Origin of the sequence: Myxococcus sp. AM009, from assembly GCF_013372605.1 — a bacterium.
Taxonomy (GTDB): Bacteria; Myxococcota; Myxococcia; order Myxococcales; family Myxococcaceae; genus Myxococcus; species Myxococcus vastator.
In genome coordinates, this window is the sequence record NZ_JABXEP010000092.1 from 1 (window position 1) to 13,407 (window position 13,407).

Annotated in this window: 7 protein-coding genes; 5 read left to right on the plus strand and 2 right to left on the minus strand. The window is 71.7% G+C overall.

What is annotated here, in order from left to right; genetic code table 11:
* The 3 genes from HV824_RS21980 to HV824_RS21990 all read left to right on the plus strand — a co-directional run.
* Window positions 1-2,615 (plus strand): M1 family metallopeptidase (locus HV824_RS21980; RefSeq protein ID WP_176424146.1); only part of this gene is annotated, 2,615 nt, incomplete at its 5' end.
* A 73-nt stretch (window positions 2,616-2,688) separates the two neighbouring features.
* Window positions 2,689-3,444 carry an arylamine N-acetyltransferase gene (locus HV824_RS21985; protein ID WP_176418861.1) on the plus strand — a complete coding sequence of 252 codons (756 nt, stop codon included), beginning with the start codon at window positions 2,689-2,691 and terminating at the stop codon, window positions 3,442-3,444.
* Window positions 3,445-3,583: 139 nt separating this feature from the next.
* Window positions 3,584-7,243 (plus strand): DUF3857 domain-containing protein, encoded by a 3,660-nt coding sequence (locus HV824_RS21990; RefSeq protein WP_176418860.1) that lies wholly within the window; start codon window positions 3,584-3,586, stop codon window positions 7,241-7,243.
* Window positions 7,244-7,270: 27 nt separating this feature from the next.
* Here the strand turns inward: HV824_RS21990 and HV824_RS21995 are convergent, their stop codons facing one another.
* Together HV824_RS21995 and HV824_RS22000 are read right to left on the minus strand one after the other, a co-directional pair.
* Window positions 7,271-9,439: a bifunctional alpha,alpha-trehalose-phosphate synthase (UDP-forming)/trehalose-phosphatase gene (locus HV824_RS21995; protein ID WP_176418859.1), complete on the minus strand. Its 2,169-nt coding sequence runs from the start codon at window positions 9,437-9,439 to the stop codon at window positions 7,271-7,273.
* A gap of 14 nt (window positions 9,440-9,453) precedes the next feature.
* The gene (locus HV824_RS22000; RefSeq protein WP_176418858.1) at window positions 9,454-10,605 is read right to left on the minus strand and encodes a hypothetical protein; all 1,152 of its coding nucleotides are present in this window, start codon (window positions 10,603-10,605) and stop codon (window positions 9,454-9,456) included.
* An 80-nt stretch (window positions 10,606-10,685) separates the two neighbouring features.
* Between HV824_RS22000 and HV824_RS22005 the strand changes: the two genes are divergently transcribed.
* Together HV824_RS22005 and HV824_RS22010 are read left to right on the plus strand one after the other, a co-directional pair.
* Window positions 10,686-11,942 carry a PAS domain-containing sensor histidine kinase gene (locus HV824_RS22005; RefSeq protein ID WP_255208238.1) on the plus strand — a complete coding sequence of 419 codons (1,257 nt, stop codon included), beginning with the start codon at window positions 10,686-10,688 and terminating at the stop codon, window positions 11,940-11,942.
* On the plus strand, window positions 11,939-13,291 hold the full coding sequence (locus HV824_RS22010; RefSeq protein ID WP_176418856.1) for a sigma-54 dependent transcriptional regulator: 1,353 nt from the start codon (window positions 11,939-11,941) through the stop codon (window positions 13,289-13,291). Before HV824_RS22005 ends, HV824_RS22010 begins: the two co-directional genes overlap by 4 nt.
* Window positions 13,292-13,407: the final 116 nt, after the last annotated feature.

Sequence of the window (13,407 nt, forward strand, 5' to 3'; positions counted from 1 at the left end):
CCCCCGAGTGGCCCGAACCCCAACCTCCCGCGCTGCGGCTGCCCGACTCGGTCCGTCCCACGCGCTACGCGCTCGACCTGAAGCTGCTGCCCGCCGAGCCCACCTTCTCCGGCAGCGTCAGCATCGACGTGGACGTGAGCGAGCCGGTGCGCCAGGTCTGGCTGCACGGGCAGGACCTGGAAGTCTCGCAGGCCCGCCTCGAAGCGGGAGGCCGCACCCTGGAGGCCCGGCCCGTCACCGCCAGCGAAGGGCGGCTCGGCCTGCTGCTCCCCGAAGCGCTCGCGCCGGGCAAGGCGCGCATCCACCTCACCTTCACCGGCAAGGTCGACCGCGAGCGCAGCCAGGGCCTCTACGCCGTGGAGGAAGGCGGCGAACCCTACCTCTACACCTTCTTCGAGCCCGTCGACGCGCGCCGCGCCTTCCCCTGCTTCGACGAACCGGGCTTCAAGGTGCCCTGGACACTGCGCATCACCGCCAAGGAGGACCACGTCGCGCTCGCCAACCACCCCATCGTCTCGCGCGAGAAGCTGCCGGGGGGCCTCGCGCGCGTCACGTTCGCCGAGAGCAAGCCGATGCCCAGCTACCTCGTCGCGTTCGTGGTGGGCCCCTTCGACGTGGTGGACGCGGGCACCGCGGGCCGCGACGCCGCGCCGCTGCGCTTCATCGTGCCTCGCGGCCGGGGAGCGGAGACGGCCTACGCGGCCAGCGTCACGCCGCGCATCGTCACGCTGATTGAAGACTACTTCGACATGCCGTACCCCTACGAGAAGCTCGATGTCGCGGTGGTGCCGCGCTACTGGGGCACCATGGAGCACCCGGGCCTCGTGGCGCTCGGCCAGCCCCTGACGCTCATCCGCCCCGGCGAGGAGACGCTCGCGCGCCGCAAGTGGTACGTGAACATCGCCAACCACGAACTGGGGCACTACTGGTTCGGCAACATCGTCACCTGCCAGTGGTGGGACGACATCTGGCTCAACGAGTCGCTCACCTCGTGGCTGGACCGCAAGACGGTGGACCCGTTCGACCCGAGCTGGGGCTTCGGCCTGGAGCAGAGCACCCAGTCCGCCAGCTTCGCGCTGGAGACGGACACGCTCGCCGCCACCCTGCCGGTGCGCAAGCCCGCCACCACGCATGACGAGGTGCTGGGCGCGTTCGACAACGGCACCACGTACGCCAAGGGCTCGGCCATCATCGACATGTTCGAGGCGTGGCTCGGTGAGGAGCGCATGCGCGACCTGCTGCGCGGCCACATCCGGAAGCACGCATGGGGCGCGACCACGTCGGAGGACTTCGCCGCCACGCTGTCGGACGCCGCGGGGCCGGACGTCGCGCGCGCCTTCCGCAGCTTCATTGACCAGCCGGGCGCGCCGCGCATCGCCGCCGAGCTGCAATGCCAGCCGGGCGCGCCCGCGAAGCTGAAATTCACCCAGGAGCGCTACGTCCCCGCGGGCTCCACCGCCAGCAAGGACCAGACGTGGACCATCCCGGTGTGCGTGCGCGCCGGCTCCGGCAAGACGTCCGAGCGCACATGCACGCTGCTCACCGGGACCACGAGCGAGCTGGCGCTGCCCGGTAAGAGCTGCCCGTCCTGGGTGCTGCTCAACGCGGGTGGCACCGGCTACTACCGCTCCGGCTACACGCCCGGGCAGCTCACCCGCGTGCTGGCCGCGCCCGAGGAGGCGCTGACGGTGCGCGAGCGCCTGACCCTGCTGTCCGACATGGAGGCCGGGGTGCGCCGGGGTGACCTGCCCTTGGGTGAGATCCTGCGCTACGTCCCCACCACGGCCAAGGCTGAACACCGCCTCATCCGGCAGCGCGGCGCCTGGCTCCTGAACTTCGTGCACGAGGAGCGGCTGTCCGACGATGAGCGCGCGCGCTATCGGCAGTGGGTCGCCGCGCTGTACGGCCCGCAGGCCCGCTCGCTGGGCTGGGAGCCCAAGCCCAGCGACGACGACGCGGTGAAGTCGCTGCGCCCCCACCTCCTGGCATTGGCGGCGCTGGGCGGCGAGGACCCGGCCCTGGTCCAGGAAGCGAACCGACTGGTGAAGGCGTGGCTGGCGGACCGGAAGTCCGTCCATCCAGAAGCCGTTCCCCTCGCGCTGAGGGTCGCGGCTCGGAACGGCGACAAGGCCCTCTTCGACACGCTGCTCGCTCGCGCCCGCGCCACCGAGGACCGGACCGAGCGCAGCCGTGTCTTCACCACCCTGGGCGCCTTCCGAGACCCGGCGCTCGTGCGCGAGGCGCTCGCGCTGGTGGTCGGCAGCGAGTTCGACGTGCGCGACACCCGGCCCATCCTCGCGGGGGCCATCACGACGCCGCGGACACGGGCGCTCGCCTGGACATTCTACCAGGAGCACTTCGACGCGCTCGCCAGCCGAATGCGCTCGGACGAAGTCGCCGGGCTCATTGGACTGGTGGGCACGCTGTGCGATGAGCAGACCGCCGCCGAAGCGGAGGCCTTCCTCACGCCCCGCACGGCGAAGCTGGAGAACGCGCCTCGCGCCCTCACCCGCGCCCTGGAGTCCATCCGCCTCTGCGCCGCGTCCAGCACGCTGAACGAGCAGAGCGTCAGGGACTTCCTGAAGAAGCCCCCCGCGCTGTCAGGCGCGCGCTGAGGGACTCCACGGCGGGCGAGGTGTCCCCCTGGCGCATCGCCTCGCCGGCCCGGAGTGCGTTAGACATGCACGCATGTTCGACGTCGCGCGCTACCTGGAGCGAATCGGCGTGGGGGCGGCGCAGTCCCTCGCGGGGCTGCACCGGGCCCACCTGGAGGCCGTGCCCTTCGAGAACCTGGACATCCACCTGAAGCGGCCCATCCGGCTCGACACGGACGCCTTCTTCGAGAAGGTCGTCGTCCAGCGGCGCGGCGGCTTCTGCTACGAGCTCAACGGCCTCTTCGCCCGGCTGCTGACGGCGCTGGGCCACCGGGTGACGCTGCTGTCCGCGGGCGTCGCCACGTCACCGGACGGCAGCGCCTACGGCCCCGACTTCGACCACCTGGCCCTCCAGGTGGAAGACGGCCAGGGACGCTGGTTGGCGGATGTCGGCTTCGGTGAGTGCTTCACCGAGCCCCTGCGCCTGGACACCCACGACGTCCAGGTGCGCGCCGGACGCGCCTACCGGCTCTCCCCGGCGGGTGACGACCTCATCCTCTGGAGTGAGAAGGCCGCGGGCTGGGAGGCCGAGTACCGCCTCTCCCTCGTGCCCCGCCAGCTCGCGGACTTCGAGGGCATGTGCCGCTACCACCAGACCTCCCCGGACTCCATCTTCACCCAGCGGCGGCTGTGCACCCGGGCGACGCCGGAGGGGCGCGTCACCGCCAAGGAGGGCACGCTCGTCCTGACCCGGAGCGGGGTTCGGACGGAGCTGCCTCTCGCCGACGAAGACGCCCTGCGGCGCGCGCTCGTCGAACACTTCGGCGTCATCCTCCCAGCTTCGACGTAAGGCGCACCTGTCCCCACCCCACCCCCCATCGTAGGATGGCGATGCAGGGAAGCCCTCGCAGGGTTCGCCTGTTCATCCGCGTCGACGCCCCTCCCCGGGGCTGGCGCCCCTCACCGTAGCCGCCCACCCAGGAGAACGGATGTCCCGCTTCACATTGCTGGCCGCAGTCTTCGTGCTCACCTGCCCGCTGTGGGCGCAGGCGAAGCCGGCCGCGGATGAGACCGCTCGCGTCCATGCGGCCGAGGCGATGAAGCAGGCCTCCTCCCCCCGAGGCGCCGCCAGCCTGCTGAAGATGCACGCGCTGGTGGACGAGGTGGAGGACCTCACGCCCCTGCTGAGCACCTACGCCTACGTGGCCTCCCGCCGCAGCTCCGACGCGAACACCCGCGCCACCGCGCAGATGCTCCTGCTGGACACCGAGCGCGCCCGGGGCCGGCTGGTGCGCGCCAACGAGGTGAAGCAGTGGCTGGGCTACGTGGGCGACTACTACGTCACCGGCGGCTTCGAGAACGAAGGCAAGGCCGGCTGTGACACCGACTTCGGCCCCGAGGCCGCCAACCTGGACCTGTCCGCCACCTACCCCGCGGCCAAGGGCGGCAACACCACCTGGCGCAAGCTGACGGCGAACACCGCGGATGGCTACATCGACCTGGCCACCGCCATCCGCCCCAACCGCGAGGCCGTGGCCTACGCCGTCACCTGGCTGGAGGCGCCCCAGGAGTCGCGCGTGTCGCTGGGCGTGGGCACGTCCGGCGCGTTCCGCCTGTGGGTGAACGGGCAGCTCGCCGCGAAGGAGGACCGCTACAACCTGCCGCGCCCGGACCAGTCCCGCGTGTCCGTGAAGCTGCGCAAGGGCCTCAACCGCGTGCTCGTGAAGGTGTGCCAGGAGTCAGGCCCACTGGGCTTCTACCTGCGCCAGGAGTCGTCCACCGTGCGCGCGACGCTGCCGGCGAAGGCGCCCGCCCTGGAGCGCGGCGCCGCGCCGCAGCCGCAGGCGCTGCCCACCCTCACCTCCGCCCTGCGGGCCCTGGTGGAGAAGCACCCGGATGACGCCGCGCTGCGCGGCGACTACGCCCGGGTGCTGAGCTTCTTCCGCGCCTACGACGAGCGCGAGCACACCGCCAGCGCCGAGGCCGCGCGCGCCGCGGAGGAAGCCCCCAAGGACGCCGGCCTCCAGTTGCTCGCCGCCCAGACGCAGCGGGATGACCTGAACGAGCGCCGCCGCTTCCTGGAAGCCGCCATCGCCGCCGACCCCGCCATGCCGGAGGCGCGGGTGGCGCTGGCCGACCACGAGCTGGACCGCGGCCATCCCGAGCGCGTACAGGCGCTGGTGGCGCCCGTGCTGGAGAAGACGCCGGATGACGTCAACGCGCGGCTGGTGCTGGCGCGCGCGCATGAGGCCCTGGGCGAGCGCCCCAAGGCCCACGCCCTGCGGGAGGAGACGTTCCGCCTGCAGCCCCGCGTGCCTCGCGCGGTGCGCGCCGCGGCGCAGGTGGCCCGGCAGCTCGACCGCGGCCGCGAGGCCATGGACCGGATGCGCGTGGTGCTGGCGCTGCGCTTCGACGACACCACCATGCGCCACATGCTCGCCACGATGCTGGCGGAGGCCGGACAGGTGGAGTCCGCCCAGCGCGAGTACGCGCAGCTGGTGAAGCTCAACCCCTTCGACAATGGCTCCCGCGTGCGGCTGGCGGAGCTGAAGGCCAGCAACGGCGCGGTGGAGGAGGCCGTCGCCCTCTTCGCCGAGGCCCGCGCGCTGTCCCCGGACGAGCCGGAGGTCTACGAGCGCGAGGGCCGCGCCCTGCTGGCCGCGGGCCGCCGCGAGCCCGCGCTGGCCTCGTTCGAGCGCTCCCTGGTGCTGCGCCCGCAGAACCCGGGCCTGAAGGAGGCCCTGCGCACCCTCAAGGGGGAGAGCACCGGCACCGGCATGCAGTACCTGGTGGACGCCCAGCCGCTGGCCAAGGAGGCGGATGCCTACGTCCACGAGGACGCCCTCTACCTGGTGGACAACACCTACGTGCGCGTCCAGCAGAGCGGCCTGTCCAGCCGCCTGCGCCAGACGGTGGTCAAGGTCTTCAACGCGCGCGGCGTGGACGCGTTCCGCACCGTCCCCGTCACCTATTCGCCGGACCGCCAGGAGGTGCGCGTGCTGCGCGCCCGCGTCATCAAGGCGGATGGCTCCGTGGTGGAGAGCTACGGTGAGAACGAGCGCAACATCAACGAGCCGTGGACGGGCATGTACTACGACGCCCGCGCCAAGATTCTCTCCTTCCCGTCGCTGGCGGCGGGCGACACGCTGGAGTTGACGTACCGCCTGGACGACACCGCGCAGGACAACCTCCTGTCGGACTACTGGGGTGACGTGGAGAGCGTTCAGGGCGTCTACCCGAAGGTGCGCTTCCAGTACCTGGTGGACATGCCGAAGGAGCGGCCCCTGTACTGGAACAAGAGCAAGCTGACCGGCGTGGCGAGCGCGCAGGAGCCGCTGGACGCCGGCCGCGTGCTGTACCGCTGGAACTCCCAGCACGTCGCCAAGGTGGTGCCAGAGCCCGGTATGCCTGGCTGGGCGGAGGTGGCGCAGAACCTCCACGTCTCCACCTACCAGACGTGGGACCAGGTGGGCCGCTACTGGTGGGGCCTGGTGCGCGACCAGCTCCAGCCCAACGCGGAGCTGCGGCAGACGGTGGACCAGGTGCTCCAGGGCGTGGACCGCAAGAATGAGCTGGCGGTGGTGCGCGCCATCTACAACTTCGTGGTGACGAACACGCGCTACGTGGCGCTGGAGTTCGGCATCCACGGCTTCAAGCCCTACCGCGTGGACCGGGTGCTGGCGCGCCGCTTCGGCGACTGCAAGGACAAGGCGAGCCTCATCCACTCCATGCTGCAAGTGGCGGGCGTGGAGAGCCGGCTGGTGCTGCTGCGCATGCGCAACCTGGGCGCCATTGGCGAAGAGCCCGCGAGCCTGGCGGCCTTCAACCACGCCATCGCCTACGTGCCCAAGTTCGACCTGTACCTGGACGGCACCGCGGAGTTCCACGGCGCCAACGAGCTGCCCAGCGCGGACCGGGTGGCCAACGTGCTGGTGGTGGAGCCCAACGGCAAGAGCACCTTCCTCACCACGCCGGAGGCGAAGGCGGCGGACAACACCACGCGCATGTCGCTGGACGTGACGCTCCGCGCGGACGGCGGCGCTGAAATCACCGGCGCCACCTCCGTGGGCGGGCAGCAGGCGCCGGACTACCGCCGCGCCTACCGGCCGGAGGCCACGCGCAAGTCCACCTTCGAGCGCGCCTGGGCGCAGAGCTTCCCCGGCCTCACGGTGCACGAGGTGAAGCTGAGCGACACCACGCGGCTGGATGACAACGTGGCGCTGGACTTCAAGATGAGCATCCCGCGCTACTCGGAGGTGCTGCCTGGCGGCATGCGCTTCTTGCCCTTCGGCACCGGGCGCACCTACCAGCAGGCCTATGCGTCGCTGGCCCAGCGCCGCTTTGATTTGGTGATGTCCAGCCCGTGGACCAACGGCTTCCTCCTGCGCTACGCGCTGCCCGCCGGCTGGACGGTGGCGGAGCTGCCCCAGGCGGTGGAGGAGACGACGAAGTTCGGCCACCTCAAGCTGAGCTACCGCCTGGAGGGCGGCAAGCTGGTGGCCGAGGGCGAGGTGGCCCTCACCACCGCGCGCGTGTCCGCGGACGACTACCCCGCGTTCCGTGAGTTCCTCGGCCGCGTGGACCGCGCCTTCGGCCGCCGGGTGTTCGTCCAGAACGCGGCCAACCGCACCGCGTCCTCGACGCCGTAGCGAACCCTGGGCGGGCTCCTGGAGCGGCTACGGCTCCAGCAGCCCCGCCAGCAGCGCGCGGACCTCGGTCGGGCCCTTCACCCGGAACGCCGCGCGCGTGGGCTTGTTGCCCGCGTGGATGGTGAGCCCGCCGGGCGGGATGGACGCGAAGAGGTCCTCGTCCGTGCGGTCATCGCCAATGGCCACCACGAGGGCGCCGGGCGCCGCGCCCTTCGTGGCCTCGCCCACCACGCGGCCCTTGTGCACCCCCTGTGGACGAATCTCCACCACCTTGTCCCCGGGGAGGATGTCCATGGACTGCCCGGCGAACTTCTCCGCCAGGTACAGCCGCAGCTCGCGGGACTGGATGGCGCCGAACTCCGCGTCCACCAGGCGGTAGTGCCACGCCAGCGACGCCGTCTTCTCCTCCACGAAGGAGCCCGGCACGCGCGCGGAGAAGGTCTCCAGTTCGGGCCGCACGCGCTCCTTCCAGTCGAACGTCACGCCCTCCAGCATCCGCCACGTCTCACCTGGCGCCGGGCGGGACCACAGGCCGTGCTCGGCATACAGGCCCATGGCCAGGTCGCCCAGCCACTCCTCCAGCGTCTCCTTGGGTCGGCCGCTGACGATGCTCACCGAGATTCCGGGCTGCGCCACCAGCTTCGCCAGCAGCGCCTTCAGCGCCGCATCCGGCGCGGCCAGCTCCGGCCGGGGCGCGTAGCCCACCAGCGTCCCGTCGTAGTCCAGGAGCAGTTGCAGCCGCTCTGCCTGCTTCATCTGCGCCAGCGCCTCGGGCGCGCCCGCCTCCGCGCGCACGGCCACCGCGGGCAGCGACTGGAGCCGGTCCAGGAAGGACGACGTCCACCAGTGCACGTCCCGCGACTTCACCTGCTTTCGCAGCGTGTGCATGCGCGTGCGGCGCTCCTCCTCCGCCATCCCCAGCGCCTTCTCGATGGCGTCCGCCATGGCGTCCACGTCATAGGGGTTGACGATGAGCGCGCCCCCCAGCTCCGCCGCGGCGCCCGCGAACTCGCTGAGCACCAGCACGCCGTCGTCATCCGGACGCGCCGCGCAGAACTCCTTCGCCACCAGGTTCATCCCGTCCCGCACCGGCGTGACGAGCATCACGTCCGCGCCCCGGTACAGTCCCACGAGCTGCCGTTCGTTGAACGAGCGGTAGAGGTAGTGCACCGGCACGTTGTGCACCGTGCCGTACAGCCCGTTGATGCGCCCCACCAGCTCGTTCACCAACTCGCGGTAGTTGGCGTACGCCTCCACCTGGGTCCGGCTGGGCACCGCGACCTGGATGAAGCGCAGGCGGCTACGCCACGCGGGCGTTCGCTCCAGCACGCGCTGCACCGCCAGGAGGCGCCGCGGAATGCCCTTGGTGTAGTCCAGCCGGTCGATGCCCAGCAGGATGCGCTGTCCTTCGGAGGACCGGCGCAGGTTCACCACCTCCTCCAGCATGCCGGGCTCGCTCGCGATGGACTCGAAGGCCTGCGCGTCGATGCCCATGGGGAAGGCACCCACGCGCACTTCGCGCCCCTCCCAGATGACGCGGTCGATGTCCGTGTCCAGCCCGAGGTGCCGCAGCAGCGCTCCGGAGAAGTGCCGCACGTAGTTCACCGTGTGGAAGCCGATGAGGTCCGCGCCCAGCAGCCCCTTCAGCAGCTCGCGCCGGCGCGGCAGCGTGCTGAAGATCTCCGACGACGGGAAGGGGATGTGGTGGAAGTAGCCGATGCGCGCGCCGGGCAGCCGCTGGCGCAGCATCCCGGGCACCAGCATGAGCTGGTAATCATGGACCCAGATGGTGTCCCCGGGCTCGTAGTGCTTCGCCACCAGGTCCGCGAAGCGCTCGTTGACCTTCCGGTACACCTCCCAATCGCGGTCCTGGCGCGGGATGCGCTCCAGCATGTAGTGGCACAGCGGCCACAGGACGCGGTTGGAATAGCCTTCGTAGTAGCGGCTCACCTCGCTGGCGGACAGCGTCAGCGGCACGCAGCGCTGCTCCGCGAGCTGGGCGTCCACGCGGGCGCGCTGGTTTTCCGTCAGGCGGGAGACATCCCCGGGCCAGCCAAGCCACAGCCCTCCCGAGCGTTCGTGGGGACGGCGAAGGCCAGTGGCCAGGCCCCCCGCGCTGCGGACCACGGAGACAGTGTCCTTCTCCACCTTGACGGTGACAGGAAGCCGATTCGAGACGAGTAGGAGTCGGGACATAGGCCCCTCCTGCATTAGTCACTCTGGACCGGAATGACCATGGTCGAATCGAGCTTCATGCCAGATGGTGGACCCTCGTGTCGGGTGGCCATCGGTGCCCAGCCCAGGCGGGACAGCAACGCGGGCTGCCGGCCCGGCTTCCACACGAAGGCATCCAGCACATAGTGCGTGGCCTGCGGCAGCGCGAGCAGCGGCACCACGAGCGACAGCACGTCCGGCGGCAACGTCACGGGGCTCTCGCCGAAGAGCGCGCCGTGCTCCCGCCACACGGCCTGGTCCCACAGGAACTCCTCCGCCAGGGCCAACGCCACCAGGAACAGCAGGAAGCCCGGCAGCCCCGCGCGCAGCAGCGCCGCGCCCGCGCCGTAGCCACCTTCCTCCAGGCGTCCCCGCGCATAGCGGAAGAGCAGCGCGAAGTACGGCACGCCGTGCAGCACCACGTTCATCACGGTGAAGGTGAAGTCGTCCCGCGCGATGACGATGCCGCCGAACCACGCCACCCACGTCGCCACCACCAGCAGCACCTTGCCCGCCTGCACGCCCTCGCCGCGCACCACGCGCGCGACCTGGAAGCCGGCCCACGCGACGAGCACCCCCGCGTGGAGCCCCAGCCCCACGGTGCCCGCCCAGGACGGCAGGCCGGACAGGAAGTCCCCCGGCACGAACCACCAGAAGTCGCGCGGCAGGTTCGCGTGCCACCAGACGACGGGGCCCAGCGTGGCGGCATAGACGGCGGCGGCATCCAGGCGCCGCTCCAGCGGGGAGACGCGCGCCTTGCGTCCGTACAGCGCCACCCAGCCGTACTGCTGCCGCACGAAGTGGCTGAGCGCGACATAGGCGAACAGCGTCCAGAACGCGCCCGGCGACACCAGGTACGCGAGCACTCCCGCCACGTAGGCGGCCAGCGGCGCGCCCAGGTAGAGCCCGGGACGGGCCCGCAGCTCGTCCGGGTCCAGGTAGGTGCGAAAGAGCGTGGACCAGACGTGAGCCACGTCCACGCAGACGACGAAGAGCAGCCAGGCCCACAGCGGCGTGCCGCCCGCCACGCCGAGCCAGGGCGCCGCGAGCACGAAAGCCACGGAGACGAGCGCGCTGCCAGCGAAGACGGACAGGTCCACTCCCGGACTGAACAGCCAGCCCTGGGAGGGCGCGAGAAGACGAAGCATCGGAGCCGCGCAGCCTACCAGAGTCTCCGCGCCAGGGACTCGGCACCGGGCCCGCTTCCGGATGCGGTATGAACCGTCCCATGCACGCCGCAGCGCCCACAGAGGCCCGTACGCACGGTGACAGGGTGGGCTTTGCCGCGGACCTTCCGCTGCCGCCTGCTCGCTTCCGGCGACGGCTGCTGGCGGTGATGCTGCTCGCGAGCTGGGTGCCGCTGGTGCTGCTCGGCGTGCTGGTACAGGCCGCGCTGGAGCGGGTGCTGTCGGTGTCCATCGCCCCGGTGGAGGGCGTGCTGGAGGAGGTCGCCTCGGAGCTCACGCGGCGCGAGTTGCCGCAGGACTCGCTCAACGAGGCGCGGCTCAACCTCGCGCAGGCGGAGCTGGCGCGGCGCGCCCTGGTGCGCCGCGTGCCCGCCTTCATCACCGCGCTGGTGCTCGTGTCGGGCGCGGCGCTGACGGTGGCCTCGGTGCTGCTCGGGCGGGCCCTCACGCGCCCGGTGCGCACGCTCACGGAAGGCATGTGGGCCTATGCGCGCGGCGACCTCTCCGTGCGGCTCGCCGCGCCCGAGCCTCCACGCGACGAGCTGCAATTCCTCCTGGGCCAGTTCAACCGCATGGGCCAGGAGCTGCTGTCGCAGCGCGAGCGCCTCAAGTCCGCTGAACAGATTGCCGCCTGGCAGGACGTGGCCCGCGCGCTCGCCCACGAGCTGAAGAACCCCCTCACCGCAATGAAGTTGTCGCTCACGCGTCTGCACCGGACGGATGCGTCCACGCCCCACGACACCACCCGCATCACCGAGGCCGTGGCCCTCCTCCAGGAGGAGGTGGACCTGCTGATGCGGATGACCCAGAGCTTCTCCACCTTCGCGCGCCTGCCCGCGCCGCGCTTCCAGGACGTGCCCCTGCGCCCGCTGTTGGCCGAGGTGTGCACCCTGTACGCGGGCACGTCCCCCGTGCCCGTGGAGCTTCGCCCTGGCGAAGAGGCCACGCTGCGCGCGGACCCGGATGGCCTGCGCCGCCTCTTCGGCAACCTGGTGAAGAACGCCACCGAGGCCTCCTCCGCCAACACCGCGCCGGTCCACGTCACGCTGGAGTCGCCGCGGCCGGGCACCGTGCGCGTCACCGTGGCGGATGGGGGCAGCGGCGTCCCCTCCGTCCTCGAGGGCCCGGCCCTCACGCGCGGCCTCTTCAGCACCAAGCCCGGCGGCAGTGGCCTGGGCCTGCCCATCTCCCAGAAAATCGTCCACGAGCACGGCGGCAACCTGCGCCTGGAGCCCGCGCCTGGAGGCGGTACGCTCGCGCGCGTGGAATTGCCCCTCACCCCGCCTCCGCCCACATGAAGCCCGGCCCTCGCATCCTCATCGTCGATGACGACTCTGGCGTCCTCCGGGCCCTGCGCGGACTGCTGAGCGACGAGGGCTTCACGCCCGTGGAGGCCTGCTCCGCCGCGGAGGCCTCCCGGCTGCTCGAAGCGCCCGAAGGGCCCCCGGCGATGATGCTGCTCGACCTGCGCATGCCGGGCGAGACGGGCCTGGAGCTGCTCGCGCGCCTGCCCCGGCCCTTCCCCGCGCCCGTGGTGGTGCTGTCCGGCGAGGCGTCTCCCGCCGAGGCCGTGCAGGCGCTGCGGCTGGGCGCGACGGACTTCGTGGAGAAGCCGCCCTCCCCCGAGCGGCTGCTCACCGCCGTGCGAAACGCACTGGCGCTGGGCTCGCTCCAGGAAGAGCGGGAGCGGCTGCTGGACGCGCTGGCCCGCCCCGGCCACCTGGTGGGTGACAGCCCCGGCATGGCGTCACTGCGCCAGCTCATCGCGCGCGTGGGCCCCAGCGACACCGCCATCCTCATCACCGGCGAGACGGGCACGGGCAAGGAGCGCGTCGCGCGGGCGCTGCACCTCGCGTCGGGACGCAAGGGCCGGCTCGTCGCCGTCAACTGCGCGGCCATTCCCTCCACCCTGCTGGAGAGCGAGCTGTTCGGCCACGAGAAGGGCGCCTTCACCGGCGCGCTGTCGCGGCGCGCGGGCCGCATCGAACAGGCGCACGGCGGCACGCTGTTCCTCGACGAGCTGGGCGACATGCCGCTGGAGCTCCAGGCCAAGCTGCTGCGCGTCCTGGAGACGAAGGAAGTGGAGCGGCTGGGCGGCAGCCTGCCCGTGCCGGTGGACGCGCGCGTCGTCGCGGCCACGCACCAGGACCTCGCCCGCGCGGTGAAGGAGGGCCGCTTCCGACAGGACCTCTACTTCCGCCTCAACGTGATGCCGCTCCAGGTGCCCCCCCTGCGCGAGCGGCCGGAGGACCTGCTCCCCCTGGCGCGCGCCTTCGCGGCGGAGTTCGCGGGGCCACAGGTGCCACTGGTGCTCGCGCCCGGCGCGGAGACCTCGCTGCGCGCCTATGCGTGGCCGGGCAACGTGCGCGAGCTGCGCAACCTCATCGAGCGCCTCAACCTGCTCCGGGGCGAGGGTCCGCTCACAATCGGTCCGGAGCTCGTCTCCGCGCCGCAAGCCGCCGCCGCGGCCAGCCGCCCCTCACTGGGACAGAAGAGCTACCGCGAGCACGTGGAGGACTTCGAGCGCGAGCTCATCCGCGCGGCGCTCCAGGAAGGCGAGAGCATCGCCGGGGCCGCGCGGCTGCTGCAGGTCGACCGGGGCAACCTCTACCGGCGCATCAAGGCGCTCGGACTCCCCGTCACCTGAAGTCACGCCAAGGGCGCGACGCAGCCCCTCATCCGGAACAACAGCGCTGACGACCTCAGCGGTCCTTCATATGGTGAGCCGGTGCGCGTCTACGTGCGTCCCCGCCAGTCCCCGGT